Origin of the sequence: Halostella pelagica (assembly GCF_004762015.1) — an archaeon.
GTDB lineage: Archaea > Halobacteriota > Halobacteria > Halobacteriales > Natronoarchaeaceae > Halostella > Halostella pelagica.
Window position 1 is genome coordinate 1 of the sequence record NZ_SJES01000004.1, and the last position, 24,968, is coordinate 24,968.

The window sequence follows — 24,968 nt, forward strand, 5'->3', positions numbered from 1 at the left end:
AACTCCGAATGGTCACCACTGGTGTATCGGTTGTCCGAAAGGGCACGTACCGAGCAGCCACGTGACACGGGGTAAGAGCTGAACGCATCTAAGCTCGAAACCCACCTGAAAAAGAGGTACCACTGAGGTCACCCGTAGAAGACGGGTTCGATAGACTCGGGATGTACGCGCCAAGGCAACGAGGCGTTCAGTCCGCGAGCACTAACAGACCAATGCCACACACTCATCGCACTGTACCCACGAACGGGTCCAGGCGTTACCTGGATTGCACGTACATTACGGTTTCATGCCACCGATATCGGTATACCACCACGGTTCGACTCCGTGGGTCGGCGTTACGGCGGCCATAGCAGTGGGGTTCCACCCGTACCCATCCCGAACACGGTCGTTAAGCCCACTAGCGTTCCGGCGAGTACTGGAGTACGCGAGTCTCTGGGAAATCCGGTTCGCCGCCACCCATTCATACTACCAGCCCGTCCGGCCCTGCCGGATGGGCTTTTTTCATATCGACCGCGAGCGACGGCCACACCGCACGCGGGCGGCATTGCATCATCATTTTAGTACCCGAGAGCGACGCCGTCTTTCCGTGGTTCGGTCGCTCCCGAGAGCGTCCCCCGGTCGTTCCTGACGATCTGCGCGCCGCCGAACAGCGACGGTTCGAGGATCGACACGTCGTGGCCTTTCCGCGCGAGTTTGGTCGGGACGGTGTCAGTCATCCGTTCCTCGACGGCGAGACTGCCGACCTCGCGGTACCGAAACCGTGGTCGGTCGAGCGCCGCCTGAAGCGGGAGGTCGTAGTCGACGAGGTTTGAGATGATTTGCACGTGCCCCTGCGGTTGCATGAACCCGCCCATGACGCCGAAGGCGGCCCAATCGTCTTCGTCGAACTTCGCGACGGCGGGAACGAGCGTGTGGAACGGTCGCTTCCCGGGTTCGAGGTGATTGGGATGATCGGGATCGAGCGAGAACGACGCGCCGCGATTCTGCAGCGCGATACCGGTGTCTCCCGCGACGAGTCCGCTGCCGAACCCGGCGAACCGGGAGTTGATGAAGGCGACGAGGTTCCCGTCGTCGTCGGCCACAGTGAGCAGTACGGTGTCGGCGTCCTCGGCGTTGGCGTTCGGTACGCCGACGTCGATGTCCGAAAGCGCCGTCTCGCCGACCGCGGTCGCGCGTTCCGCGGCGTACGCCTTGCTGTGTAGGGGCGGAACAATCTCGTACTCCGGGTCGGTAATGTAGCGGTGACCGTCGTGGAAGGCGAGTTTCAGCGCCTCGGTGAAGTAGTGAACGCGGTCCGGGGAGTCGATTGGATGGTCGCCTGCACCGAGTTCCTCGGCGATGTTGAGCGCTTCGAGGGCGATGAGGCCCTGGTTGTTCGGGGGGAGTTCGTACACCTGAGTCCCGCAGTACGTCGTGCTGATGGGGTCGACGAACTCCGGTTCGAACGTGGCGAGGTCCTCCCGCGTGAGGAGGCCGCCGCGTGTCCGGACTTCCTCGACGATAGCGTCGGCGATGTCTCCCTCGTACACCGCATCGGCACCGCGGTCGGCGATGCGCTCCATCGAACGCCCGAGTTGCGGTAGTCGGACGGTGTCTCCCACGGTCGGCGCGTCGCCGTCGAAGAGATAGGCCTCGCGCGCGTTCGCGTGATCAAAAACGTCCTCGGCGGCCGCCCAGTGATGGGCGATCACTACCGTCACCGGATAGCCGTCGAGGGCGTACCGGATCGCCGGACGGAGCGCCTCGGTGAGGGAGATAGTGCCGAGTTCGTCCAGCGTCGCCTCCCACCCGCGGGCGGTTCCGGGGACCGTCACCGTGTGCGGACCGCGTTCCGGCATCGCCGCATCAGCCGGTTCGACGGATTCGGTTTCGGCGACCGCCGACCGAACGGCTTCGATAGTGGCATCGCCGGGCGCGCCGCCGCAGCTGCGCATCGCCCCGACATCGTCGTCCGCCGTGCGGTACAGAGCGAACACGTCGCCGCCGAGGCCAGTGCTCGTGGGTTCGACGACGTTGAAGACGGCTGCGGTCGCCACCGCGGCATCGAAGGCGTTGCCGCCGTCCCGGAGCGTCGCGACACCCGCTTGGGCGGCGAGCGGCTGGCTGGTCGCGACGACGCCGTTGGGCGCGTAGACCGTCGACCGACGGGAGTCGAATCGATCGAGATCCGGTGTGTCCATAGGTATCGTACCTCGCGAACGGTGAAAGGAGCGGCGACGGTCTTAATTGCGCTCGTCCCCCAACGCACTGACATGGCGGAGGGCGACAGGCCGCGGCTGCCGGGCGTCCCCGAGGAGGACGGCAACCGGATCGTCCTCCACGTCGACATGGACTGTTTTTACGCGTCCTGCGAGCGACTGCGCGAGCCCGAACTCCGCGGCGAACCCGTCGTCGTCGGGATGGGGTACGAACCCGGAGACGACGTGGGGGCCGTCGCCACGGCGAGCTACGAGGCCCGAGAGTACGGTGTCGAGAGTGCCCAGGCGATCACGACCGCGCTGGAGCGGCTACCTCGCAGATCCGCCGCCTCCGAGGACTCCGACCTCGACGATGCGGGCTACTACCGCACCGTCGATATGAACTTTTACGAGTCGGTGAGCGCGGACGTAAAGGAGATCCTCCACGAGTGCGCAGATGTCGTCCGTGAGGTCAGTATCGACGAAGCGTACCTGGACGTTACCGACCGCACGGCCTGGGACGTAGCCGACGGCTTCGCACGCCACGTCAAAAACCGCATCGAGCGGGAGGTCGGCGTCGTCGCGAGCGTTGGCGTCGCGCCGAACATGAGCACGGCGAAGGTGGCGAGCGACCGCGACAAGCCGGACGGACTGGTCGTCGTTCATCCGGACGAACTGCGGGAATTTCTGGCACCGCTCGACGTCGAGGAGATCCACGGCGTCGGTCCGGTAACCGCCAGAGAACTGCGAGACATGGACGTACACACTGCGGGCGATATTGCCGAGACGGACCCGCGGACGCTCGAAGCGGCATTCGACAGTCGCGGGCGCGAGCTGTACGACCGCGCCCGCGGCGAGGACGACCGGGAGGTGACGCCGACGGGCGATCCGAAGAGTCTCTCGCGGGAGTCTGCGTTCGCGGAGGCGGTCACCGACGCTGACCGGAAGCGCCAGCAGGTCCGGACCCTCGCCAGCGCCGTGGCGGACCGCGCTCGGCGCAACGGTGCGATGTACCGCACTATCGGGATCAAAGCGGTCACGCCGCCGTACAACGTAAACACCAGGGCGCGGTCGCTGCCCGGTCCCGTCGACGAACCGGAACTCGTCGAGAGGGTGGCACTCGATCTCCTCGGTGAGTTCTCCGATGCACCGGTCCGGAAAGTCGGGGTCCGCGTCTCGAACCTGAGTTTCGCCGCAGGCGACCAGACCAGCCTAGACGGATGGGACGGCGCGAGCGAGCACGCGGCGACGACAGACGGTGTCGCTGGGGACGATACTTCCGAGGCCAGCGGGAGCGACGCCGGCGACGAACCGTCCGGACAGGCGTCACTAACTGATTTTTGACCGACTTTCGGAGAGAATATTTGCAGGGGAAATATAAGATGGGGGTACGTTTCCGACACTGAACACTCTCTATGACGTACGATTTCTATGATCTCCTCGGTGTCCCCGAAGACGCCTCCCAGGAGGACATCAAAGAGGCGTTCCGCAGCAGGGTCCAGGAGGTGCATCCGGACCTGAACGACGACCCCCGCGCCCCCGCCCAATTTACCGCCCTCAAGAAGGGGTACGATACCCTCAACGACCCGGTCGAACGAAAGGCGTACGACCGGTTGGGGCACAAAAATTACGTGGCGAAGCGTCTGGAGGGGTTACCGGACCCGGATCAGTGGAACCCGACGGACTCGGGCAGCGGCGGAACTGAGGTCGCGGCGTCCGGACCGTCGAGTACGGCGTCGGCTGGGGCAGGAAAGTCGACCGGCAGCGCTGGAACCGGCCGCACGACGACCGCGAGGGCCGGGGGGACCGATACTGCGTCCGGAACGAACCCCGGAGCGGCGAGCGGTTCGTCGACGACCGGAACGACCGGTGCCTCCACCGGAACGTCGAACGACGCGTCGACGAGTACACGCACGCGCACGAACACCCGGACGAACACGGGGTCGGCGACGGGAACGACGGGCGCATCGACTCGCACCGGCCGCTCGGCGGCGTCGGAGACGAAAACAGGGTCGGCGACCGGTACAGCGGGCGGAACCGGCGGCGCGACCTCGGCAGACGGGCCCGGCCTGGTCGAGCGCCTCCGCTCTTTCAACTACGGGTGGCCGCTCGTGTTTCTGACGGCGTTCGTGTACGTCGCCGGCATCGGCCTGTACGCTCGCGAACACGTCGACGCACTACGGGAGTTCGCCGCGCAGGTGGGCGCGAGCGGAACGGACGTTTCCGCACTCCGCAGTGCACTGCTCACAGGAGAGTACGGATTTACGTCGGTGTCAGGGTTCGTGCGGTCGAGCGCGCTCGTTGAGGGGCGACCGGGGGCAGGAATCCTGATCGCCGCCGGGGCCGTGCTCATGCCGCTCGTCATCTTCGTCGTCGTCCGCACGACGCGGAAAGCGTTCGCCTGGCAGCCGACGTACCTCTACGTCGTCGCCGTCCTGGCACCGGCCGTCGGCCTCGTAGCGAACCTCGCCGGCGTCGACTCCCCGGTTCTGACGGTCGTCGCGTTCGGCGTCCTGCCGCTCTGTGCGGTCGTCGCGCTGCCGTTCAACGCCTTCGTCACGCCGCGGCTGAAGCGTCTGTTCTGACCGAACTGTTTCGCCTCGCCCTGTGGACGACGCACGCTCCGAGCATTAGCACCATTCCATACTCTATCGGCGTCGAGAGGGTAAGCACCGGCCGAACGACCGCGAACAGCGTCGGCCGAACCATCTCGGGAAGCAGTCGCACCACGTTCTCCGCGTTATTGAGAGTAAAGGAGAAGTTGGCGAGGACGGCTCCGGCGACGAACAGCTTCCGGGCCGGCCCCGTTTCCATGAGATAGAGGAGTGCGACAAGCGGGAAGATCAGATAGACGTAGTAGATAAAATACGACGGGAGCGCGAGCAGCGTCGCCGTAACCGTCCCGTGAACGGCGACGAGGCGGTCGGTTCGGTCGTTCAGGCTCGTGTAGAGATAGAGGACGACGGGCGCGAGCAGGAGAAACGGGACGACGACCAGAACAGTCGGGTCGATATCGGGGAAGGCGACGGAGAGCGGCCGACGGAGCGTGATGTACGCCGCGTTCGGGTCGAGACCGCCGACGAAGGTGTCGGCTCGATTTCGCGGAAGCAGCGCTTCGTCGAAGTAGGTCCGCGTCGTCTCGACGCCGAAGAGGGGGATACCGAGGGCAAGTAGTCCGACGCCGGTCGAAAGCGCCGCGCCGACGGCGCGCCAGGACCGCCGCCGGAGGAACCAGACCCCGAACAGCGCGGGAAACACCTTGATGAACGCGGCGAGTGCGAAGGCGACGCCGGAGACGAGTTCTCGGTCGGCGTCGAGCGCGACGAACCCCACGACAGTTAGCGCCGCTAACTGGACGTTGACGTTCCCGTAGAACACGGATGGCACGGAGTGAATCGAGAGAACGAGAAAGCCGGCGACGAGGCCGTAGTCGAGGCGGGACAGCGACTGTCCGGCGCGCTCGACGTACCGGCATAACAGGACCGCTCCGCCGACGCCCGTCGCCACGGCGATGGCGGTGTGGACGGCGAATCCAGGGACCCAGCTACCCGACAGCGCGAACGGGTAAAACGCCAGGATAGACACCGGCGGGTAGAGGTATTTGTACGCGGGCCACCCCGGCGGAGTCACGTCGTAGAAAGGGTCGCCGGCCATGCTGGCCTCCGCAGCGTAGTAGTACACCTTGTAGTTGAGCGCGAGCCAGTCCGCGCGGCCCTGGCGCATGAGATAGACCGTTCGGACGCCGAAGAGGATCCCAGTCGCGAGAACGACCCAGGCACCGAGTGGGCGACCGCGAACCCGTTTCATACCCAACACTTCGCGGGAGACTATACGTCTTTTGTGGATCCCGCCGGAACGCGCGGTTCGCGTCGCCAGTTCCGAGGCCGAGATATGCTGGCCTGCGGGGGCCGCGGTGGGTGTGGGACGTAGTTACACTGCGACGCGGGGGAGTCTCACCGGACCCGGTACGATTCATCGCCCGGGAGGAACCGACCGAGGTCGCTTTCCTGCCGGTAGTCCGAACTGAGAACGTCTGCAAGGCGAGCGGCGAGGCGGTCGCGGTCGGTGTCGGTCCAGGCCGCAGGGTCCCGCACCGGAACGACGAGATAGCCGCGGCCGTGGACCTCAGTCGCGTGGAGCGTCAGGGGGTCGACGTCTATCTTGTGAGCCTGCGCGGTGTACTGTTCTAGCACGTGGCGGGTCGCACGCTCACCGACGGGGAGGAGGACGTGGGCGTTGATCGCTCGAAACTCCGCGTCGAAAAACCGTTCCAGGCGGCCGTACGACTCCTCGTCGGGTGTGTCGCCCTCGGGAACACAGCACGCGTGGAGGTAACTGCAAAAGAGGTTCTCGACGGACGGTTCGTCGCTGTACGCCGCATCGAGAAACCCGGCCTCGTGGAACACGGACTGGAGGCGACGAGCGCCGTCGGTTTCAGTGAAAGGCACTCCGGTCGACCGACCGCCGTGAACGCCGGGGTGGTCGCCGATGACGTGGAAATCGGCGTTGGCGTCGCCGTACCCGTGGACGGCTTCGGGACCGCCGGCCGAACAGGGCGCGTCACAGGGTGGCGACATGCCGAACGGGTTACGGGTTCGGTCAGTAACGTTCTGCACGCGACCCGGTAGGACGGAAGCGAGTAAAACGTCCGCGGTTTGGGTGAACGTCGTCAGCGGTGACGACTCGTAACCGTCGGGCCGCCACCGTGACGACCGGACGACTGTCGACTCACGATTCGACGACGACTGCGCCTTTCATCCCCTGACTCTGGTGCGGTTCACAGTAGTAGAGATAGGTACCTGATTCCTCGAACGTGTGCGAGAAGGTAGCCCCCTCTTCGTCTGTGAGTTCGCTCTCGAACTCCCTGTCTTCGTGAACAACGTTGTGGACGCTCCCTTCGCCGGTCCACTCCCAGACGACTTCCGTGCCAGGACTGACCTGCACAGCCGCCGGTTCGAACGCGAAGTTGCCGCCGTTGCCCTCCGCGCCGACCAGAACCGTCAGCTCACCGCTGCCCGTCTCGTCGACGACGCCGTCGTAGTTGTCGGTGTCCGAGAGGTACTCGTCGACTTCGGCATCGACGCTGCCGTCGCCATCGCCGTCGCTCTCGTTCCCGTCTTCGGTGTCTTCCATTCCTTCGTCCGTGTTACCCCCGTCGGTTTCTTCTCCGTTACTGTCCCCGTCGTCCCCACTGGGACCTCCGCACCCCGCTAAGAGCGCCGCAGTCGCCGTTGCGCTCGAAACGCGGAGGAACGTTCGCCGGTCGAGCAGTCTCTCAGATCCCATAGTATATCGTTGGGGCTCAGGCGACAAAAATGACGGTACCCACTCGTGAGGTGACAGATGAATTTCCGTCCCCGTCGTCGTATCCGGTCCTCTCTGCCGCGCCTGAACTGCCGTCCGTGTCGCTGCCGTTGCAGGCCGACTACCGCGGAACTACTCACCAGTTGGGGGAACCCACAGAGTGACGTGTGGTCTGTCATCGGCAAGGGTAGCGGTGCGACAGGGAAAGACCAAGCTACTACTACGACGCCGAAACCCGTGAAAACGGCGACCTGAACTGGTTAAAAGCCGTGGTATCGTTATACTCCCGGATGACCTGATTCAGTTAGTTCCCGAGACTATCTCCGAGACAGGCCGTCGCTGACGGACGTGCGTCAGTCCGAACTGGGCCGTCGGACGGGCCCGACCGAGCAGTCGGTTCGTTGCGAACGCTGCCTTCGGGCGTCGTAACTGTGGGGTAGCGTCGTTGTCGAAGAAGATCGGGGGTTACACTGAGGCTTCGTATCCGGCCATCTCTACTTTGGTGACGAGCATCTCGGGATCAGCGTCGCCCTCGATACTGGCGATGTCTTCGTATCGGTCGGCCGTAGCTTCCTCGACGCCGTCGGCCATTTCGAGCGCCTTTTCGACGACTTCTTCGCAACCCTGGCAAGTCATGCCTTCGATGGTCAGTTCTGTCACCATACCAGAAATAGCGCGTCGTCGCCTTAGAATAGTTACGGTATCAGGGTCGAACGAACCGGAACGAAAGAGGACACTGGGGACGCTGACGCTGTAAACGACCGTTTTATCCGGCGCGAACGCCGACCGGAGCGGATTCAATGCCGACTGTATTCAGCACGCAATAAGACAAATCAGCTTCAATTCAACCTGCAACCGAGTGGGCCCCAGGAAGCGGCGAAACGGTGTGCAGGCGCTGGTAGAAACGTTTCAGGCGGACTCCTTCAGCCGCTCGTACCGGTTCTGAAAGTTGCTTCGGCAGGAAGAACAGCAGAAGTGATGTAGTTGACCGTCGATCCGGACCGATTCGCCCTCGTTGTCGACCGTGTTTCCGCATTCGTCACAGTCCGGTGCGAACTCCGCGCCGTCGATATGTGGACTCCATTGAGAGTCAGCGAGTAGACGGACGTCGTAGTCGATAACCTTCTCCATTTCTATCGCGTCTGCGAGCATCGCTTGGACTTCGTCTTGCCGGACAGTCGCTTGGACGACGACGGACGCGTCAGCGGTGGAAAAGACGTGTTCGACCTGTTCGGCTTCCGCAAGACTGTGCTTGATCCCTCTCACGGCACCCGGCTTGAGGTCGATATCGATGAGAACCGAGACGCCGTCGTTCAGTTTTGACTGGTCGATATCGAGCGTGAACCGTTCGATGACGCCGAGTTCTTCGAGCCGTTCGACGCGGTCGGAGACAGTGGGCGGTGAGACGTCGACCTGTTTTGCGATATCGCTGTACGGACGGCGAGCGTCCGCGACGAGAAGTCGCAAGATACCGAGATCCGTTTCGTCGAGTTCTCGCATACGTTGGAGTTGGGCGGACCTCCCTAAACACTTTTCGACATCCGGCGGTTAATTTAATAAATGTGTGAATTGGATCCATGTTTTCGGTGAACCCAGATCGACAGCACTGTAACGGAAATTCACGGGAACAGTTCGCTCCTAGCGAGACGAAATTGTCAACGCCCCATCGTGTGGAACTCCTCGTTCGGCCGCATGTCGGCGAGTTGTGCCATCCTGTTCGAGAGGTTGAAAAACGCCGCGACGCTTCCGACGTCCCAGATAGCGCGGTCGCTGAATCCGGCCTCGCGCATGCGTACGAAATCGGATTCGTCGACGGCGGCCTGGTTCTCGGTGAGTTTCACCGCCAGATCGAGCATTGTCCGGTGGCGGTCACCGATGTCGGCGTTGCGGTAGTTCGATACGAGTTGGTCGGCCAGAAGCGGGGCTTCGGCGTAGATCCGGACCAGCGCACCGTGGGCGACGTTGCAGTAGTAACAGTCGTTGACGCCGCTGACGGCGACGATTATCATCTCTATCTCCTCGCGAGTTAACTCGCTGTTGTCGATCAGGGCGTCGTAATACTGGAAGAACGCCCGGAAGTGCGAGGGCCGATACGCGTACGCGAGAAACACGTTCGGCGTGAACCCGCTTCGCTCCGTCTCCTCCTCGATCCGCTCTCGAAGGTCGTCCGGCAGGTCGTCGACGTCCGGGACTGGGAACCGCGTCATTGCCTCGATGTCGTCCGCCATACCGGAGTCCTCACCGGTAGCGATTATCATGGTTTCGCTCCCGGCGCATCGACAGGTTTGGTATCGTTCGCGAAAAACGATCGAGCGTGTATCAACTCGGCCACTACGGGATCGCGTTGCTGGTGTATGCGCCGGTCGGTGCCGCGCTCGTCGTTCGCGGCAACGCTCTCGCCGCGTATCTCGGCGGAGCGATCATGGTCGGTACGGCGATGCTCCCCGACTGCGACCACCGACTCCCCCTGATACAGCACCGCGGACCGACGCATTCGTTCGTTTTCGCTCTGTTGATCGGGGTAGTATTCGGTTTCGTCGGGTCGGCGCTCGACCCACTGTTCGGTGCGACGGCCGGCCTGGACCTCCGAGCGTTCGGGTTCACGATCGGGACTCTCACCGTCCTGACGCACATGCTCGGTGACGTGCTCACGCCGATGGGGATCCGCCCGTTCTGGCCGCTCTCGCGGCGGCGGTACTCGTTCGACGTGACGCCGGCGAAAAACCCCGTCGCGAACTACGTCCTGTTCGCCCTCGGCGTCTTCACTAGCATCGTGACCCTGATAGGCCTCGGGAAAGCGGCCTGAACGGCCGTGGAGGTTAAGTAGGACGCTTTGCTATCTCCTCACATGGAATCGTTCGTAACCGTGATCCTCTACGTGGGGGTGGTCATGCTCGTCCCGTTGCTGGTCGTGATTCCGCTGCTTCTGCTCGAGTATCTGCGGTCAGACGACACCTCGGAACGACGCCTCGCTGGCCGTTCCACGGACACGGCCCCGCCGGGTCACGTCGGTGATTCGGCCGCGACGACCGGTCGCCAGTCGTCGACTGATGCCGAGACCGTGTCCTGCAGGTCGTGCGGCACGGTCAACGAGTCGATGTACACGTTCTGTTGGGACTGTGCCGATCCGCTCGCCGGTCGGTGATGAACGCCGAGATCGCGTTTCGCCTCCTACTGACCGCGTTCCTGAGTATTCTGCCGACACTACTGTTTCTGGGCCTGTGGCGCGGGTTATCGAAACTCCGCGACGACGCTTTGCTCGACCGCATCGAGACTGTTCACGGCGTTGACCCGCGACCGAACCTCCGAGCGGTGATACCCGGCATCTCGTCAACTGACGGCCCCCACGGTCGCTGTAACCACTGCGGGTCCGTCACCGAACCGTCAGCCAGCGTCTGCAGGCAGTGTAGTTAGCTGACTTCGGCTAGCGGAACTCGTCGGACGTACGCCGCATCGGACGACGAAAGACGGAATCCAGTCCGGACGCCGGATCCGGTTGCAGAGTGTTTGGCTCAAATATCCCGCCAGACCGTCCGTACTATCTCTAATCCGGTGCAACCGGGCGTTTCTTCTCCTTTTGACAACACTTTTTCATTAGCAAAGATTTAAAGGAAAATATATCGTTATGAACATTAAACGATCATGACGGAAGCACATGGGGGGACGCCGTCGGGGAAGGAACGAGGGATCGCGAGGGATAGTGACGACCCCGCCGACGAAAACACGGGACGGCGGAACGGATCACAGGGGCCTACGTTAGAGGACAGAGTTCGTGACACGACGGCAGAGACGCTGTTCAACGAACTCAAGGCGGAAACTGAGGAGGACGACCTCGCAGCGTACGAGGATGCGTCAGCCGACTCGATACTCGACGACGCGGACGGCCACGACCACGGGGAGTACGACGACGGCGGAGAAGCGGTCACGGCGGGATCAGAGATCGAAAGTTTGCTGATCCCCGAGCGGGCCGACGGCGACGAGTTCCGGTGGGTCGAGACGGGAACCGCGGACCCAACCTCCGAAACCGAAGAGTTGACTGACGACAGTGAGGACGACCCGTTTGCCGATACCGGAGACCTGTTCGCGGAGACCGAAGTCATCGTAGACGAAACGGATGCCGGTACTGATGTCGATAATAGCAAAAGCGGGGACGCTGACGGCAACGGTTCGGAGGGTTCCATCGAAGAGGACACGATAGACGCCGGTTCAGACGGTCCGGCCAACGCTGCCGAGGAGAGTTCGGCGGAGAAAAGCGACGGTGAGTCGACTACGTCTGAAGGCGGTATTCTCGCTCGCATTCTCTCGTTTTTCGGCTTCCGGTAATTTACCGATCCCCGTCAACGGCCCATATTCGAAACCTATCGGCTGTAGAAGTGGGAGATTTAACACGAGATTGAGGAGATATAACTATAACCGCAACATGGCTGGAATCCACCCCGATCCCGGTTGAAAGCCGGACGACGACGAATCTGACGACCCGACTACCCACCAAGCGGAGGCCACCGACGAGGAGCTATCGGCCGCCATCGCCGAGGTGGGGCTAAAAGACACCGGACATGCTCCGTCTTACGGCCCGGGAAACCAACCGGGTCGGACCTTCGACCTCGAACCCGAGGACTCGAACCGGAGAGACGAACCGACGAACGGTGACTTTAGTCAGGTTCTCGAACTGGACGGGGTGGCTGACGACTCTCTCTCATGCGATACCTGATGATGTCGGTACCGATGCCGCCACGTCCCCTGGCGGCCTGCGAGCGTTACTGGCTCGGCTTCTGTGATCGAAAGGTGCACTTCCTCCGCGGCCGTACGACCGCTATGTTTGATTACGAAACCGTCTGTCTCGGGCTCGTCCCGCCGGTTTCGCTGGTCCTCGCCGCCGTTTCCATCCGTCTCCCGTTCCCGGTTTCTCATGTCGGGATCGCGCTCCTCATACTCGCCGGTCCTGCCGGCGGCTACGTGGCCGGAACGATGGTCGGCGGTGCCCGCCTCAGTCGCGTCGTTCACGGTCTGCTAAGCGGCAGTCTCAGTGGCCTGCTCCTCGGGTCGACACTCACCTACACGATATACGAGAGCGCCGCTCCGCGGCACACGGTCTACTGGTGGATCCATCACGCGGTCGCCACCAACACGCCGCCGGATATCGTCGTCGCGTACGGGTATTACGTGCTGGCGGGTATCGGCGTCGCGTCGACACTCTGGTTCGCGCTCGGGGCGGCCGTCGCTGCAGCAGCGAGTGGCAACCGGGTTGTCGCGGTCGAAGCCTGACGTACCCCCGATATCCGAATGATCGAGAGAGCCGACCCCCGAACCGGTGGACCCGATAGGATTGACGCGAAAGTCGGATCACTCCACGCGATCTAACACGATACGCTCCTCGAACCCTCCGCGTTCCTCGGCTTTCTCGGCCCGGATAGCTTCCAGTCGCTCCGCCGAGACGCCTTTCAGGTCGCAGAGGGCGTACACGACTTCCAGTACGTCGGCCAACTCTTCGATGCGGCCGTCTTCGTAGAACTCGGCGATTTCCTCGTCGAGTTTTTCCCGGAGTCGGCGTTCGTACTCTGTGCCCTCCGCCGCGTGGATGACCGGCGTCTCGCCGTCCGCCTCGATTATCTCCGGGATCCGGTCCCGGACCAGTTTATCGTATTCGTGAGCCATGGTCGTCGCTCGGCGGCGGACGGATTGAAGCTGTCGACAAAAACGGGAGCGGCGAACCGCCGCTTACAGCAGGTCTTCGATGTGGTCGGCGACTTCCTCGGGCGTGTCGCCGACGGGGACGCCCGCGTCGTTGAGGGCGTTGATCTTGGACTCGGCGGTACCGGTGCCGCTACCGGAGACGATAGCGCCGGCGTGGCCCATGCGCTTGCCCGGCGGGGCCGTGCGGCCGGCGATGAATCCGGCGACGGGCGTGTCCATGTGTTCGGCGATGTACTTCGCGGCCTGCTCCTCGTCCTCGCCGCCTATCTCCCCGCACATGGCGACTGCTTCGGTGTCCTCGTCGGCCTCGAACAGTTCGAGGGCGTCGACGAAGTCCGTGCCGATGATGGGGTCGCCGCCGATGCCGATGGCGGTCGTCTGGCCCAGACCGCGGTCGGTCAGGTTGTCGACGACCTGGTAGGTCAGCGTCCCGGAGCGGGAGACGAGACCGACGTTGCCCGAAGAGAAGATGTTGCCGGGCAGGATGCCGAGTTTCGCCTCGCCCGGCGTGATGATGCCGGGGCAGTTCGGCCCGATCAGACGGGTGTCGACTTCGCCGAGGCGCTTGTTCACCTTGGCCATGTCCTGCGTCGGAATGCCCTCCGTGATCGCGACCGCGAGGTCGATCGGCGCGTCGAGCGCCTCGAACACAGCGTCGCCGGCGAACGCCGGCGGGACGAAGATGACCGACGCGTCGGCGTCCTCCTCGCGCGCGGCCCCTTCGACGGTGTCGTAGACGGGGACGCCGTCGACTTCCTGGCCTCCCTTCCCGGGGACGGCACCGGCCACGACGTTGGTCCCGTACTCGATCATCTGTTCGGCGTGGAACTTGCCCTCGCCGCCGGTGATACCCTGCACGATAACGCGGGTGTCATCATCTACAAGAACGCTCATGCTTCCACCTCCTCTGCGTACTCGACCGCACGCTGTACCGCGTCTTCGAGCGTCTGTTCGACCGTCACGAGGTCCTCGTTGAGGATCTCGAGGCCCTCCTCCCAGTTCGTGCCCGCGAGTCGGACGACGACGGGTTTGGGGATCTCGTCGAACTGCTCCAGTGCCTCGTTGATACCCCGGGCGACCTCGTCGCCGCGGGTGATACCGCCGAAGATGTTGAACACGACGCTGTCTACGTTGTCGTCGGAGAACACCATATCGAGGGCGTTCGCGATGCGTTCCGCCTTCGCGCCGCCGCCGACGTCGAGGAAGTTAGCGGGCGAACCGCCGTAGTGGTCCACGAGGTCGAGCGTCGTCATAACGAGACCGGCACCGTTTCCGATGATGCCGACGTTCCCGTCGAGGCGGACGTAATCGAAGCCGTACTCGTCCGCTTTCTGTTCGAGCGCGTCGCCGCCCGCGGACTCGTCTTCCATCTCGGCGAGTTCGGGCTGACGGAAGAGCGCGTCCTCGTCGATGTTCATGACGGCGTCGGCCGCGATGACCTGGTCGTCGGCCGTCACCATCAGCGGGTTGATCTCGGCGTCGCTACCGTCCCTGCTCTCCCATAGCTGGTAGAGCGTCCGGAGGACGCTCGCGACGTCGTTCGCGACGGCGCGGTCGACGCCGGCCTCGTAGACGGCCTTGCGGGCCTGATACGGGTGCATCCCGAACGCGGGGTCGACGTGTTCGCGGACGATAGCGTCGGGGTCCTCCTCGGCGACCTCCTCGATGTTGACGCCGCCGCGGGTCGACACCATCGCGACGGGTTTGCCCTCGCCGCGGTCCATGGTGACGCCGACGTACAGTTCGTTCGTGAAGTCGACGGCTTCCTCGACGAGCACGCGGTCCACGTGGATGCCTTTGAGGTCCATTCCGAGGATGTCCTCGGCGGCCTCGCGCGCCTCGTCATCGTTCTCGACGAGTTTGATCCCGCCGGCTTTACCCCGTCCGCCAACCTGTACCTGCGCCTTGACGGCTACCGGATACCCGATATCCTCGGCGGCAGCCAGAACCTCGTCGACGCTCTCCGCGAGTTCGGCCGCTGGCGTCGGGATTCCGGCGTCGGCGAAGACCTGCTTCGCCTGGTACTCGTGCAGTTTCATACAGTGAAACCCGTGGTGCCCCGCCGCTTAAATCCCGACGATTCGTGCCGGATACCCGTGGTATCAGTCGCTGTACACGGTGTCGGTTAGCGCTAGTGAGCCCGCTGTCTGTGTCCGCAGCGCTCGCACTCGTACAGTCCGTGTGTCACCGGTGCGCCGTCGTTGATAGCCGTCCACTCGCTTTGATCGCCGATCCAGTCGCTCACCTGTTCACAATGCTCACATTCCATTCTACCCCTCGAAGGCGCATGTTAAATACTGTCACAGGATGCAAGAACGTTTGCCCTCGAATTGTGGGTACTCCCGTCCCAGTCATCGGGGCGTGTCCGTCGTCTTCGCTGTCAGCCGATCGCTGCCGCAGGCGACTTCGGCTTGAGCCCGTACTGTGTGGCGTGATACTCCTCTGTTGCCCACTCGGAGGCGGTCAACGAGAACTTGCGTAACCACGACATCGATCCGGACGACACCACAGCGCGGATCGCGGACGCGGTCGAGGAGTGGCTATCGTGCGTCGAGTGACGGCTACCTGTCCTCCAATATCCGCGCCGCAGTCTCCCGCGCGGACGCGACGCGCTTGTCCGCCTCCGGATCGTCCGTCTCGTCGACTTCTTCGAGGAGGTCCCGAACGTGACCGACGCGCTTCTCGACGGTAGCCGGCGACAGGTCGTTCGCCGCGAGATCCGCAGCGACTGCCTCCGCTTCGCCGATCCAGCGGTTCGCGTCGCGGTCTATCGGCAACTCCGCCGTCGCGGCGAGGTGGGCGTGCAGTTCCGTAACCAGCGAGTCGCGGTCGGACTCAGTCACGTCTTAACGACGGGACGCGAGTGCCGTGGCACTTTCGCCTCTCACGATCTTTATCTAACCCTGCGTCGGACTGTCGCTTTTCCCGCTCGGCGTGGAATCCCGTTCGAGGGATACAACCATGCCAGAGTTCGGTTTCGCGCTATCGAGCGAACTGCACCGCCCGAACGAACTCGTCGAGTACGCCGCCTACGCCGAGGAGGTCGGTTTCGATTACCTGACAATCTCCGACCACTACCATCCCTGGATCAGCGAGCAGGGCGAGAGCCCGTTCGTCTGGGGAACGCTCGGCGGCGTCGCACAGGAGATAGAGTCGATACCGGTCGCGACGGGAGTCACCTGCCCGATCATGCGGATCCACCCCGCTATCGTCGCCCAAGCGGCGGCGACAGCGGCGGCGATGCTTCCCGGGGAGTTCTCCCTCGGGGTCGGGACCGGCGAGGCGCTGAACGAACACGTTCTCGGCGACCACTGGCCGGAACACGAGGTCCGACTCGAAATGATGGAGGAAGCCGTCGCGGTGATCCGGAAGCTCTGGTCCGGAGAGAACGTGAGCCACCACGGGAAACATTACGACGTCGAGAACGCGAAGGTGTTTACACTCCCGGACGAGACGCCCGACATTCCGGTGTCGGCGTACGGCGAACGGGCCGCGAACACCGCCGCCGAAATCGGCGACGGCCTCGTTTCCGTGGGTCCGCAGGAGGACGTGGCCGCGACCTACGACGACGCCGGGGGCGAGGGGCCGCGCTACGCACAGATGACGCTCTCGTACGCTGATTCCGAGGGCGAAGCGGTCGAGGCCGCTTACGAGCGGTGGCCAAACACCGCGCTCGCGGGGGAACTGAGCGGCATTCTACCGACGCCGAAGCATTTCGAACAGGCGGTTCAAATGGTCGAGAAAGAAGACATCGCAGAGGGAAGTACGGTCACGGACCCGGACCCGGACACCCACATAGAAAACGTCCAGCAGTTCGAGGAGGCGGGCTACAGCCACGTCACCCTGCATCAGGTCGCGCCCGACGTCGAGGGTGTACTGGACTTCTACGCCGAGGAGGTGATGCCGTCGTTCTGATACGGTCAAGCGCGCGGTCGTACGTCGGCAGTCACTTCAGTACGGTACCGTGTTCGTCTATCTCACCTCTGACGATCCGGGTCGAGGAGATACGTTCGCCGTCTTCTGCGGTTTCGTAGGGAACGACGACCGTCTCCAGCGGATCTAGGTCGCGGTTCTCGCGCCGGCTGTTTATCTCCGCGACCGTTTCGTCCGTCTCCGGCGAGACGACGACCGCGTCCAGCGACGGGTCCGTCGCCGCGAACCCGTATTCGTCGTCGAGTTCGCGGAGTTCGACGTCTCTACCCCACTTGTCGATCTCAGACAGTTCCGTCTTCACCTGTTCTCGACGCTCACTGAACGGGGGGACCCGCCGCTCGCGGGACTCGCGGGCCATCTCGTCGCTCGTGACGCCGACGACGACGCCCTCGTCCCCGCGTTGGAGCGCGTTCTCGAACAGGGCCCGGTGCCCGTCGTGGATCGGTCCGAACGTTCCGGCGACGACGACACGCATACCGCTAGGTCGGCCCGAGTGCGGTTAGGTCTGGGGACTATCCCCGAGCGGGCACCGAACGCGTGCGGGGGTCGAGAGGGCTGTGCCCGGAAACTGCATGCAGTGATCTCGATAGAAAGACGGCTGCACAGGAGGAATTTATGGGGGATTCCGGAACCAGAGAATCCCTCAGAGAGAGTCAAACGCGGCTTTGAGTCTCCTAAACCGGTTTTACCTTGGGGCTGTACCGTGATAATATGAACCGACGAGAGATACTCGCTCTCTGCGGCTGTAGTGTCGCCGGGATCACCGGCTGCCTCTCGCAGACGCCGCAACAAGGGGACGACAACACCGACACCTCGACGGACGGTAAGACCGACGAGCCACGCACTGATGCCGTCACCGTCGATGACATCGTCGTCCGGAAAGCCGTCACGTACGAATCGACGATGGGATCCGGCGGCGTGCTCGCCGGAGACGACCGACAGTACGTGGTCGCGTCAGTTCAGGCCGACGGCGACCTCCGTGACGCCGACTTCACCTTCGAAACCGAGGTCGAGTCGTGGCAGCCGGGACTACCGGACACTACTGGCGCTATCAACCGAACGGTCGAGGGACACGACGGCGGTCCGGTCGGGCGGAGTTTCGGCGGCGATGGCCCCTCGTATCTCGCGTTCGCGGTGCCGTCGCCGTTGTCGGCGTCGAACCCGCGGATCCGATACGAGGGTTCCGCGAACGCGGACGACGGAGAGTGGCCGATACCCGACGCCGAGCGGGAACACCTCGGAGCGGACGGACCGCGGTTCGAACTCGATTCTCTGGAGGTTCCGGAGGAACTCTCGCAGGGAGAGCAGCTTTCGGTGTCGCTGACGGCGACGAACGTCTCCGACTGCGACGGTCGGTTCCTCTCGGCAGTTTACTGGCCGACGAAACAGGTCGAGGACGACGACGAATCGCATATCGTCGACCGGGAGGTCCGGGCCGGCGACGACGTAACGGCGACACTTGAAATCGATACCAGGTACACGACGTATGAGAGCGAGCCGGTGACTCTGTCGGTCCGTGGTCACGTCTCTGCGGAACGCGAAATAGCAGTAGAGGTCGACTCGGCGTAATAGTCGACCCTCGCTGGGCGCCGCTCGTCAGTTGCGCCGACAGAAAAACTTCGTCAGGGAGCGAGCGTTCGACGCTGACCGTAGCGCATGCCGAACCGGCGGGCAAGCCGTAAACGCCGACGGCTGAGATATTCCTCTCTCCCGGGCTACCACTACTGACCAGTGCATGCCGACGCGACACTGGTGTTTCTGTTCGTCACTACATACTTAGTGTCTATATTTACGTCACCGGCGGCATAAGAAGTCAGCCAGGAAACATAACTATGACACGTACAAGAGTGATACGACTTCGTCCGACGTGGAGAGTTGACCGATGACCGGGGACCCTACCGACACACCGAACCGGCGCCGGGTTCTCCGAGCAATCGGGACGACGGCCGTTGTGGCTGGGCTCGCCGGCTGTTCTGGAGACGGCGGCGACGGTGACGACGATGAAGGCGGCGACGGCAACGGGGACGTGGACGGCAATGAAACGCCGGACGGGGACGAAACGGACGGTGCCACGTCTGAGGACGGTGACGAACCGACGACGGAGGACCCCTTCGAGACCAGGGTCGATGAGCAACTGTCTGAGTCGAAGACGTACACCTTCGACCTGCAGGCCGGTGCCAGGGTTCGAGTGAGCGTCGACAGCGCCGACGGAACCACTACACTGGTGTTCGCGAGCAGGAGTGGGAACTTCCTGTTGAACGACGGCACGGACTCGTCAGACACGTGGGTCGTGGAGATCCCCGAGAGCGGCGAGTACCGGTTCGAAATCACCCCCAACGAAGAGGCATCGGCCACGATCGCGGTGGCCGAGGGGTCGGGCGAAGGCAACTCCGAGGAAGATGGGAGCCAGTCGGGCGGCTGCGCGGGGTTGACCGAGGGCGGATACAGCCGCTACGACGAGTCCGAGTCGCCGTTCGTCGGCACGTTCGAATACCCCGGTAACGTTTCAGCCACGGCGACCGTCAACAACACCCATTCTCTGACGATCCGACGGCACGTCGGTGACCAGCAGGCGTTCGACATCCTCCCGGCGCAAGATCTGGTTGGAACCGACTCGCCGACGGACATCCAACTCGGAAACGGGCAGGGATTAGAGCAGGTCGACGAGATCGACTTCGGCGGGGAATCGGTGCCGCTGATCCGGGCCGCACCCGAGGCCGCTGGCGACGACGAGGCACGGTACTACAACAAGTATCCCTACTACATCGCGGGGTTGCCTCACGAGGGTTCCGACGGCAAGCAGTACTATCGGATGAGCGTCAGGGCTACCGTTCAGTACGCGGACAACCTGGAGGCGACTGACTGCGGAGACGTGTTCGACGAAGTGGCGAGGCGCATGATGGAATCGCTGGAACCCAACGAGGACACGACGGTCGAAGAAGAGGGCACCTGAAGCGGGGAGTTAGACGGGAACGGGGCGGCCGGTGCAACCACTGCGTTCGCTTCCCGGTCGCGCGAGTCGTCTGCCAAACCACGCGTCGCACAGTTTTCTCACGTCCGTTCGAAAAAGCACTCCTTCAGGGAGGGATCACATCTCGCGTTCGCGAACCCCGATCGACACTATCTATCTGGTTTGCTCCCGATGCAACCCTTCGCACGGGTCTGTACCCTAACTACGGCCGAGGTATCTCTCGGCCGGCGAGGTACTGGTCTTCCCACTCCGCACGGTCTTTGATCTCGCGCCGTCCGCGGTCCGTTAATTCGTATTCGTTCGTCCGCCGATCCTTCATACTCTTGTTCACCAGGTCCTTGTCAGCCATCGTATCGAGGTTCGGATACAGCCGGCCGTGATGTACATCCGTCTCGTAGTACTCCTCCATCTCTTCTTTGATGGCAAGGCCGTGCGGTTCGTCCAATCCGGTGATCGTGTACAGGAGGTCTCTTTGAAACCCGGTCAAGTCGTGCATCAGTGTTCTCCTCCGTATCGCGATAAAACGACATGACCGCACTTCATTATCTGGCTCATAAACCGTCTGTCCCGCTTTATACTGCGTATAAACGGGATATCTCCGCAGTTAGTGTGCGGTGCGATTACTCGCGGGAAAGGCGTCAACAGGCTCTGGTCGGATGCGAACCGCAGTGTCGAGATCAGTTCGTCAGGTGGTTCATCGTCGGGTACAGGCTCCGCGTTCGACCGCTGCATCTGTTCACTTCCGAAGATAGTCCCATGGACACCCGTCCAGAAGACATCTATTCCGTGCTCTTCGACTCGTTCTAATACCTCATCTCTGGGATGTGAATATTCACTCTCTAACTCGCTGGATACAACTACCTGATCTGGATTAACGGTGCTAAGGAAACTTCCCTTGCTTGTGTCGCCGTACCCATTTTTTGTAGTCTTATCTGAACCGTGATGGCCGATAGGCAGTGTCTCTGCATTTAGATCTATATTGCCATCGTTATGTTGTTTAACGAGCCAGTTTTCTCCGTGGTGGGCGCTCCTATCCTGCATATCGCCCATAAGAAGTGTCGGTTTTCCTGCGTCTGACTCAAGTTTAATGACGAGGCCGTTCTCATTTGCCTTTTCAGAAAATGTTCTGTGCAGGACTCCCACTCATTCTTCTAATTCTTTTTCAGCAGATGATTGTAACCGTTTGAACTCATCGATCACTTCTTCGTTCTCGTTTCTTTTTTGCTCGGTTAATTCGGGATCGAAGTCGAGGTTCTCGGGGCTGAAATAGGCCTCATCAGGCTCTTTAGAGTTGATCTGTGTAGAGAAGTAATCATCTATGTCGTACTCGTCAGGAACGTTTTCAATACGCTCGTTGAATCCACGAATTGCCGTGTTATTTTTATAGAGCGTGAACCTTGCAATTTCATCCTCGACATTGGTGTATTTTATATAGTACTTTTGATCACCAGTGTTACTCATATCCAGTTCACCCCCTTAGACACGATATAGCTGGCAAAGCGTTCAGTATCAATCCGATATCCGGTCATTATAATCTTCTTCAGTAGGATGGAAATATAGGTTTTCATACTCTGAGAGATCTACTACAAATTACTCGTCACTCCAGACACCTATCGGCAGCAAAACCGTGTCACGATTCGATATTGGTAGAAATTCATATGGCCCGCTGTAGACGATGTCCGCGAAGCCTGTCTTCGAGAATATTCCATGACTCCCAGAAGGTAGATCACGTATTGATAGAAAGCGGGTGCTATCGAAGTTCGTCTAGGCGTCTAAACGCAGAAGGGTATGCTCCGTCTGGGATTTGAACCACGCGAAGACGTTCCTGCTCGCTCACTTCGTTCGCTCGCGGGCTGCGACTTCTCTGATTCAAATCCCAGAGCGTGCGCGCTTTTCTTCGCTCCACTCCGCGTTGCTACGTTCCGCTTGAAAAGTGCTCCGTCTGGGATTTGAACCCAGGTCATCGGCTCGAAAGGCCGAAATGATTGGCCGGACTACACCAACGGAGCGCATCCGGGATTTTCGGTCACTGTAACTTAACGGTTCCGTTCCGGAGTCGCCAGCGGCGGGCGGTTTTGGTGGTGATTCACACGGATCACGATCCGTCCACCCAGGGCGGGTCGTGTCCGACCGCGTTGGCGAGAAGCGTCGTCCCCAGCGTAGTCACCGCGTAGTCGTGGACGCCGAAGGGATGGAGGTTCTCCTGCGTGGCGGGCGGCAGGAGCGACCCGACGAAGTGGATAGCTCCGTCACCCAGCGATCCCACGGTCGCGGTGGAGCCGTGTTCCGCCGCTACTGTTCCCCCCGCTTCCTCCACGGCATCGGCGCTGACGCCGTGTAACGGAACCTGACCCTGAACGGCGTACCCGAGCGACGGCGACGTCCAGAGCTCCTGCTGGACGTCCCGGACGCCGTCGAGGAGCGGGTGGTCGTCGTACTTCCAGCCGACGAGCGAGAGCGGGTTCGTCAGCGTGGTAACGTCGTCCGACGATATCCCGTCGACCGCCGCGATGTCGAGGCCGCCGAGAAGTCGCGTTCCGGCGTCGGTGACGAGTAGCGTTCCGCCGGCGTCGACGTAGGAGCCTAGTGCGTCGACGTAGCTCTCGTCCGCCGCGTCGTCGTGGATCACGACCAGCGAGTCGACCGCGGGATCATCGCCGTCGACCAGAGCGCCGTCCCGAACGTCGTCGGGGGTGAGCGCCGTCGTCTCGCCGCCGTCAAGCACCGACTCGTACACCTCGAAGAACTCGAACGGCGTCGCCTCGTACGGACGCTGTCGGTAGCCGAGAGCCTGCTCGGGGTCGGGCGGACTGCCGTCGGTGACGACACCGGTGGCCCGAACTCGCGTCGCGCCGCCGGGGTCCTCGTCGCCGGTCGCCAGCCTGACCGCCCACTCGCCGCCCGAGGGGTCGGAAACGACCCAGCGTTCGCCGGCGAGCGACGCCGCGCTGTCGGCGAATCGGACGACATCGCCCTCTGGACCGACGAGTCGGGCGGCCGGCGCGCTACCGCCCGTCGCCGAGATATCGACGGACACAGACCGAGCGGCCGAGGGCAGGTCGAACGCCAGCGTCTCGGCGTCGCCGGAGTCGAGGGACGCGGTTTCCCGTCGCTCGACGAGTTCGGTTTCGGCCGCTTTCGATCCGCTCGCCGTTGCCCCGTCCCTCTCGGTCGTCATCTCCCCGGCCGTTTCGTGGGGCAGATCGGCGGAACGGCGGACGAGCGACGGGGACGTGACGTATCCCGTCGTCGTATCGTTGCCCCGGACCGCTCGGTCAGGGGAGGAGACGGCGTGGCGGGCGGTGGACTCGATGACGCGCCGGTAGGCCGCGACCTGAAGGTCGACTATCTCGGGATGGTACGTGATCACTCTGTTCAGGCGATTGTCGAACGTCATCTCGAACGATATCGTCGTCGCATCGAGACCACCCATCTCAAGGGGATGTCCGGCCCAGGTCGACAGTCCGCCGGTGGTCGTGTAGTCGATGGTGTCGGCGATAGTGCCGTACTCGTAGGCCCGTTCCGGAACGGTGGAGGGACCGCGCGCTCCCGCGGCTACGTCTTCGAGCGTGTCGCGTCGCTCCTCGATGAGCGGACCGATGGACTCCGAGAGTACGTCGTCGACGCGTTCGTTCAGCGCCCGCAGGTCGGCGAGTTCCGCGGGGGACTGCTCGCCATTCATCACCAGTCCCTTCACGAACGCTTCCGACCCGTACATCCCGTGTAAGTCCACGAAGTACGACACGTCGTACGCGCGGAGCCGTTCCGCGACGGAAAGCGAGTCCGGGACCGTCTTCAGGTACTCCTCGGTCACGTCCCGGTCGACGGCGAGCCGGTCGCGGCCGGGATGGGTTCCGGCCGAAGCCGATCCGGCGTCGGTTATCCCTCCGGTACCGTCCCCGTCGTCGCGCAGATCGATCCCGTTCGGTTCGGCGGGGTGGTGTTGCGGGTCGACGTAGCCGACTGTGGGATACTGTCGGTTGGGGTCGACGCCGGTTCCGGTCTGTCGCATGAACGTGTCGAACGGATCGGCCCCGCTCTGTAAATTCGACCAGGGCGACCGCGTAACCCACCCGTCGGGGTTGGGGAAGAGAAATAGGAGCGCGACATCGTCCAGCAGGCGGCCGAGGTCGTCGTCGTCGCCGGCCAGCACGTCCTCTATCAGTCGTAGTGCGGCCTCCGCGCCGGAGCGTTCGTCGCCGTGGATCGAGCAGACGAACGCGACGGTTTCCCTGTCGGGGAACGAGTCACCGTCGCGGACGCCGTTCGTCAACTCGGCGATCCGGACGGGACGCGCTCGAACCTGGGCGTCGAGTTCGTCGTCGACGCCGGGGGAGCGACCGACCGTCCGGACTCGTAGTCGGTCGGAGTTGCGGTGTTCGAGCAGGTCCAGGCCGTCGACGGCCTGGTCGTAACTGATGAAATCCCGGCTGTCGCTCGCCGCGGGAAAGATCCCGTCGGGATACTCGCCGAGGACCCAGAACGGGTTCGACCCGCGGACGTACCGCATCGACTTCACACCGTCGACGGTCCGGACTTCGTCGATATCGCCCGGAGAGAGGTCGGCGTGTGCCGCGACCGGGCCGTCCGTGAGCGTTCGAAACGCCGCGTCGACTTCGGTGACGGTTGCCAGCGCGGACACGTCGTCGAGTTCGATCAGCGTCGGAATCGTCGTGTTCTCGCCCGCGACCTCGTACGCGTACGCGAGACTGTTCGATATCGTCGGTTCGTCTGCCGCTACCGCCGATTCGTCCGCGGCCGTCTCACTCGCCGCGGTGGAGGGGACCAGCGAGAGAGCGGCGCTCGTCGCCGTCGCACCGAGGAACGCCCGTCGATCCAGACTGTCGAACGGTGGTCGGGGAGGGTCTCTGTCCATACGATAGAGTGGT

General features: G+C 62.8%; 27 protein-coding genes, 1 tRNA gene and 2 rRNA genes. 12 read left to right on the forward strand and 18 right to left on the reverse strand.

What is annotated here, in order from left to right; genetic code table 11:
* Together EYW42_RS19810 and rrf are read left to right on the forward strand one after the other, a co-directional pair.
* A 23S ribosomal RNA gene (locus EYW42_RS19810) occupies positions 1-225 on the forward strand; the annotation flags it as partial.
* A gap of 111 nt (positions 226-336) precedes the next feature.
* Positions 337-458 (forward strand): 5S ribosomal RNA (gene rrf / locus EYW42_RS10700).
* A gap of 99 nt (positions 459-557) precedes the next feature.
* Here the strand turns inward: rrf and EYW42_RS10705 are convergent.
* Positions 558-2,180, reverse strand: coding sequence for a gamma-glutamyltransferase family protein (locus tag EYW42_RS10705; RefSeq protein ID WP_135535278.1), 1,623 nt, complete (start codon positions 2,178-2,180; stop codon positions 558-560).
* A 72-nt stretch (positions 2,181-2,252) separates the two neighbouring features.
* On the opposite strand from EYW42_RS10705, the gene dinB reads away from it, so the two are divergent.
* Together dinB and EYW42_RS10715 are read left to right on the forward strand one after the other, a co-directional pair.
* The gene (gene dinB / locus EYW42_RS10710; RefSeq protein WP_135535279.1) at positions 2,253-3,521 is read left to right on the forward strand and encodes a DNA polymerase IV; all 1,269 of its coding nucleotides are present in this window, start codon (positions 2,253-2,255) and stop codon (positions 3,519-3,521) included.
* Positions 3,522-3,592: 71 nt separating this feature from the next.
* Positions 3,593-4,762, forward strand: coding sequence for a J domain-containing protein (locus tag EYW42_RS10715; RefSeq protein ID WP_135535280.1), 1,170 nt, complete (start codon positions 3,593-3,595; stop codon positions 4,760-4,762).
* Here the strand turns inward: EYW42_RS10715 and EYW42_RS10720 are convergent.
* From EYW42_RS10720 to EYW42_RS10745, 6 genes are all read right to left on the reverse strand, one after another.
* Positions 4,734-5,984, reverse strand: coding sequence for a glycosyltransferase family 87 protein (locus tag EYW42_RS10720; protein WP_135535281.1), 1,251 nt, complete (start codon positions 5,982-5,984; stop codon positions 4,734-4,736). The two genes, EYW42_RS10715 and EYW42_RS10720, sit on opposite strands and share 29 nt — an antisense overlap.
* 146 nt (positions 5,985-6,130) lie before the next feature.
* Positions 6,131-6,793, reverse strand: coding sequence for a uracil-DNA glycosylase family protein (locus tag EYW42_RS10725; RefSeq protein WP_135535282.1), 663 nt, complete (start codon positions 6,791-6,793; stop codon positions 6,131-6,133).
* 112 nt (positions 6,794-6,905) lie between these two features.
* Positions 6,906-7,463 carry a halocyanin domain-containing protein gene (locus tag EYW42_RS10730; protein ID WP_135535283.1) on the reverse strand — a complete coding sequence of 186 codons (558 nt, stop codon included), beginning with the start codon at positions 7,461-7,463 and terminating at the stop codon, positions 6,906-6,908.
* Positions 7,464-7,946: 483 nt separating this feature from the next.
* A complete protein-coding gene (locus EYW42_RS10735) occupies positions 7,947-8,144 on the reverse strand; it encodes a heavy-metal-associated domain-containing protein (protein WP_135535284.1) in 198 nt (65 codons plus the stop codon).
* A 246-nt stretch (positions 8,145-8,390) separates the two neighbouring features.
* Positions 8,391-8,981 carry an AsnC family transcriptional regulator gene (locus EYW42_RS10740; protein ID WP_135535285.1) on the reverse strand — a complete coding sequence of 197 codons (591 nt, stop codon included), beginning with the start codon at positions 8,979-8,981 and terminating at the stop codon, positions 8,391-8,393.
* Positions 8,982-9,136: 155 nt separating this feature from the next.
* On the reverse strand, positions 9,137-9,709 hold the full coding sequence (locus tag EYW42_RS10745) for a peroxidase-related enzyme (RefSeq protein ID WP_135535286.1): 573 nt from the start codon (positions 9,707-9,709) through the stop codon (positions 9,137-9,139).
* A gap of 86 nt (positions 9,710-9,795) precedes the next feature.
* On the opposite strand from EYW42_RS10745, the gene EYW42_RS10750 reads away from it, so the two are divergent.
* The 5 genes from EYW42_RS10750 (at position 9,796) to EYW42_RS10770 (ending at position 12,746) form a co-directional block, all read left to right on the forward strand.
* Positions 9,796-10,287, forward strand: a complete 492-nt coding sequence (locus EYW42_RS10750; RefSeq protein ID WP_135535287.1) for a metal-dependent hydrolase — start codon at positions 9,796-9,798, stop codon at positions 10,285-10,287.
* Between the two features lie 42 nt (positions 10,288-10,329).
* Entirely contained in the window at positions 10,330-10,626 is a 297-nt protein-coding gene (locus EYW42_RS10755; RefSeq protein ID WP_135535288.1) for a DUF7577 domain-containing protein, read from the forward strand.
* Positions 10,626-10,895, forward strand: coding sequence for a hypothetical protein (locus EYW42_RS19815; RefSeq protein WP_202613877.1), 270 nt, complete (start codon positions 10,626-10,628; stop codon positions 10,893-10,895). Before EYW42_RS10755 ends, EYW42_RS19815 begins: the two co-directional genes overlap by 1 nt.
* Before the next feature lie 228 nt (positions 10,896-11,123).
* The gene (locus EYW42_RS10765) at positions 11,124-11,804 is read left to right on the forward strand and encodes a hypothetical protein (protein WP_135535289.1); all 681 of its coding nucleotides are present in this window, start codon (positions 11,124-11,126) and stop codon (positions 11,802-11,804) included.
* 492 nt (positions 11,805-12,296) lie between these two features.
* On the forward strand, positions 12,297-12,746 hold the full coding sequence (locus tag EYW42_RS10770) for a hypothetical protein (protein WP_135535290.1): 450 nt from the start codon (positions 12,297-12,299) through the stop codon (positions 12,744-12,746).
* Positions 12,747-12,824: 78 nt separating this feature from the next.
* Here the strand turns inward: EYW42_RS10770 and EYW42_RS10775 are convergent, their stop codons facing one another.
* From EYW42_RS10775 to EYW42_RS10790, 5 genes are all read right to left on the reverse strand, one after another.
* The gene (locus EYW42_RS10775) at positions 12,825-13,136 is read right to left on the reverse strand and encodes a nucleoside triphosphate pyrophosphohydrolase (protein WP_135535291.1); all 312 of its coding nucleotides are present in this window, start codon (positions 13,134-13,136) and stop codon (positions 12,825-12,827) included.
* 63 nt (positions 13,137-13,199) lie between these two features.
* Positions 13,200-14,069 (reverse strand): succinate--CoA ligase subunit alpha, encoded by an 870-nt coding sequence (gene sucD / locus EYW42_RS10780; RefSeq protein ID WP_135535292.1) that lies wholly within the window; start codon positions 14,067-14,069, stop codon positions 13,200-13,202.
* Complete coding sequence (sucC, locus tag EYW42_RS10785) at positions 14,066-15,214, reverse strand: ADP-forming succinate--CoA ligase subunit beta (protein WP_135535293.1); 1,149 nt, start codon at positions 15,212-15,214, stop codon at positions 14,066-14,068. The genes sucD and sucC overlap by 4 nt, the downstream gene beginning before the upstream one ends.
* Positions 15,215-15,306: 92 nt before the next feature.
* On the reverse strand, positions 15,307-15,444 hold the full coding sequence (locus tag EYW42_RS19485; RefSeq protein ID WP_161972939.1) for a hypothetical protein: 138 nt from the start codon (positions 15,442-15,444) through the stop codon (positions 15,307-15,309).
* Positions 15,445-15,736: 292 nt separating this feature from the next.
* Complete coding sequence (locus EYW42_RS10790) at positions 15,737-16,018, reverse strand: hypothetical protein (RefSeq protein WP_135535294.1); 282 nt, start codon at positions 16,016-16,018, stop codon at positions 15,737-15,739.
* A gap of 118 nt (positions 16,019-16,136) precedes the next feature.
* Between EYW42_RS10790 and EYW42_RS10795 the strand changes: the two genes are divergently transcribed.
* Entirely contained in the window at positions 16,137-17,090 is a 954-nt protein-coding gene (locus tag EYW42_RS10795) for a TIGR03557 family F420-dependent LLM class oxidoreductase (RefSeq protein WP_135535295.1), read from the forward strand.
* Positions 17,091-17,121: 31 nt separating this feature from the next.
* Here EYW42_RS10795 and EYW42_RS10800 read toward each other — a convergent pair whose 3' ends face one another.
* Positions 17,122-17,583, reverse strand: coding sequence for a phosphopantetheine adenylyltransferase (locus tag EYW42_RS10800; RefSeq protein ID WP_135535296.1), 462 nt, complete (start codon positions 17,581-17,583; stop codon positions 17,122-17,124).
* A gap of 236 nt (positions 17,584-17,819) precedes the next feature.
* On the opposite strand from EYW42_RS10800, the gene EYW42_RS10805 reads away from it, so the two are divergent.
* Positions 17,820-18,677 carry a hypothetical protein gene (locus EYW42_RS10805; RefSeq protein ID WP_135535297.1) on the forward strand — a complete coding sequence of 286 codons (858 nt, stop codon included), beginning with the start codon at positions 17,820-17,822 and terminating at the stop codon, positions 18,675-18,677.
* A 382-nt stretch (positions 18,678-19,059) separates the two neighbouring features.
* On the forward strand, positions 19,060-20,061 hold the full coding sequence (locus tag EYW42_RS10810; protein WP_161972940.1) for a hypothetical protein: 1,002 nt from the start codon (positions 19,060-19,062) through the stop codon (positions 20,059-20,061).
* Between the two features lie 220 nt (positions 20,062-20,281).
* Here EYW42_RS10810 and EYW42_RS10815 read toward each other — a convergent pair whose 3' ends face one another.
* The 5 genes from EYW42_RS10815 to EYW42_RS10835 form a co-directional block, all read right to left on the reverse strand.
* On the reverse strand, positions 20,282-20,575 hold the full coding sequence (locus EYW42_RS10815) for a PadR family transcriptional regulator (protein WP_135535299.1): 294 nt from the start codon (positions 20,573-20,575) through the stop codon (positions 20,282-20,284).
* Positions 20,575-21,222, reverse strand: coding sequence for a hypothetical protein (locus tag EYW42_RS19820; protein WP_202613878.1), 648 nt, complete (start codon positions 21,220-21,222; stop codon positions 20,575-20,577). Before EYW42_RS19820 ends, EYW42_RS10815 begins: the two co-directional genes overlap by 1 nt.
* Complete coding sequence (locus tag EYW42_RS10825) at positions 21,223-21,540, reverse strand: hypothetical protein (RefSeq protein WP_135535300.1); 318 nt, start codon at positions 21,538-21,540, stop codon at positions 21,223-21,225.
* Positions 21,541-22,013: 473 nt separating this feature from the next.
* A tRNA-Glu gene (locus EYW42_RS10830) sits at positions 22,014-22,088 on the reverse strand.
* An 86-nt stretch (positions 22,089-22,174) separates the two neighbouring features.
* A complete protein-coding gene (locus EYW42_RS10835) occupies positions 22,175-24,955 on the reverse strand; it encodes a M14 family zinc carboxypeptidase (RefSeq protein WP_135535301.1) in 2,781 nt (926 codons plus the stop codon).
* Between the last annotated feature and the right edge of the window lie 13 nt (positions 24,956-24,968).

What these genes read in the sequence shown, in the direction of transcription:
- EYW42_RS10705 (WP_135535278.1), bottom strand. Translation starts at nt 2,180, where the DNA reads ATGGACACACCGGATCTCGATCGATTCGACTCCCGTCGGTCGACGGTC.
- dinB (WP_135535279.1), top strand. Translation starts at nt 2,253, where the DNA reads ATGGCGGAGGGCGACAGGCCGCGGCTGCCGGGCGTCCCCGAGGAGGAC.
- EYW42_RS10715 (WP_135535280.1), top strand. Translation starts at nt 3,593, where the DNA reads ATGACGTACGATTTCTATGATCTCCTCGGTGTCCCCGAAGACGCCTCC.
- EYW42_RS10720 (WP_135535281.1), bottom strand. Translation starts at nt 5,984, where the DNA reads ATGAAACGGGTTCGCGGTCGCCCACTCGGTGCCTGGGTCGTTCTCGCG.
- EYW42_RS10730 (WP_135535283.1), bottom strand. Translation starts at nt 7,463, where the DNA reads ATGGGATCTGAGAGACTGCTCGACCGGCGAACGTTCCTCCGCGTTTCG.
- EYW42_RS10735 (WP_135535284.1), bottom strand. Translation starts at nt 8,144, where the DNA reads ATGGTGACAGAACTGACCATCGAAGGCATGACTTGCCAGGGTTGCGAA.
- EYW42_RS10740 (WP_135535285.1), bottom strand. Translation starts at nt 8,981, where the DNA reads ATGCGAGAACTCGACGAAACGGATCTCGGTATCTTGCGACTTCTCGTC.
- EYW42_RS10745 (WP_135535286.1), bottom strand. Translation starts at nt 9,709, where the DNA reads ATGGCGGACGACATCGAGGCAATGACGCGGTTCCCAGTCCCGGACGTC.
- EYW42_RS10755 (WP_135535288.1), top strand. Translation starts at nt 10,330, where the DNA reads ATGGAATCGTTCGTAACCGTGATCCTCTACGTGGGGGTGGTCATGCTC.
- EYW42_RS19815 (WP_202613877.1), top strand. Translation starts at nt 10,626, where the DNA reads ATGAACGCCGAGATCGCGTTTCGCCTCCTACTGACCGCGTTCCTGAGT.
- EYW42_RS10765 (WP_135535289.1), top strand. Translation starts at nt 11,124, where the DNA reads ATGACGGAAGCACATGGGGGGACGCCGTCGGGGAAGGAACGAGGGATC.
- EYW42_RS10770 (WP_135535290.1), top strand. Translation starts at nt 12,297, where the DNA reads ATGTTTGATTACGAAACCGTCTGTCTCGGGCTCGTCCCGCCGGTTTCG.
- EYW42_RS10775 (WP_135535291.1), bottom strand. Translation starts at nt 13,136, where the DNA reads ATGGCTCACGAATACGATAAACTGGTCCGGGACCGGATCCCGGAGATA.
- sucD (WP_135535292.1), bottom strand. Translation starts at nt 14,069, where the DNA reads ATGAGCGTTCTTGTAGATGATGACACCCGCGTTATCGTGCAGGGTATC.
- sucC (WP_135535293.1), bottom strand. Translation starts at nt 15,214, where the DNA reads ATGAAACTGCACGAGTACCAGGCGAAGCAGGTCTTCGCCGACGCCGGA.
- EYW42_RS19485 (WP_161972939.1), bottom strand. Translation starts at nt 15,444, where the DNA reads ATGGAATGTGAGCATTGTGAACAGGTGAGCGACTGGATCGGCGATCAA.
- EYW42_RS10795 (WP_135535295.1), top strand. Translation starts at nt 16,137, where the DNA reads ATGCCAGAGTTCGGTTTCGCGCTATCGAGCGAACTGCACCGCCCGAAC.
- EYW42_RS10800 (WP_135535296.1), bottom strand. Translation starts at nt 17,583, where the DNA reads ATGCGTGTCGTCGTCGCCGGAACGTTCGGACCGATCCACGACGGGCAC.
- EYW42_RS10805 (WP_135535297.1), top strand. Translation starts at nt 17,820, where the DNA reads ATGAACCGACGAGAGATACTCGCTCTCTGCGGCTGTAGTGTCGCCGGG.
- EYW42_RS10815 (WP_135535299.1), bottom strand. Translation starts at nt 20,575, where the DNA reads ATGCACGACTTGACCGGGTTTCAAAGAGACCTCCTGTACACGATCACC.
- EYW42_RS10825 (WP_135535300.1), bottom strand. Translation starts at nt 21,540, where the DNA reads ATGAGTAACACTGGTGATCAAAAGTACTATATAAAATACACCAATGTC.
- EYW42_RS10835 (WP_135535301.1), bottom strand. Translation starts at nt 24,955, where the DNA reads ATGGACAGAGACCCTCCCCGACCACCGTTCGACAGTCTGGATCGACGG.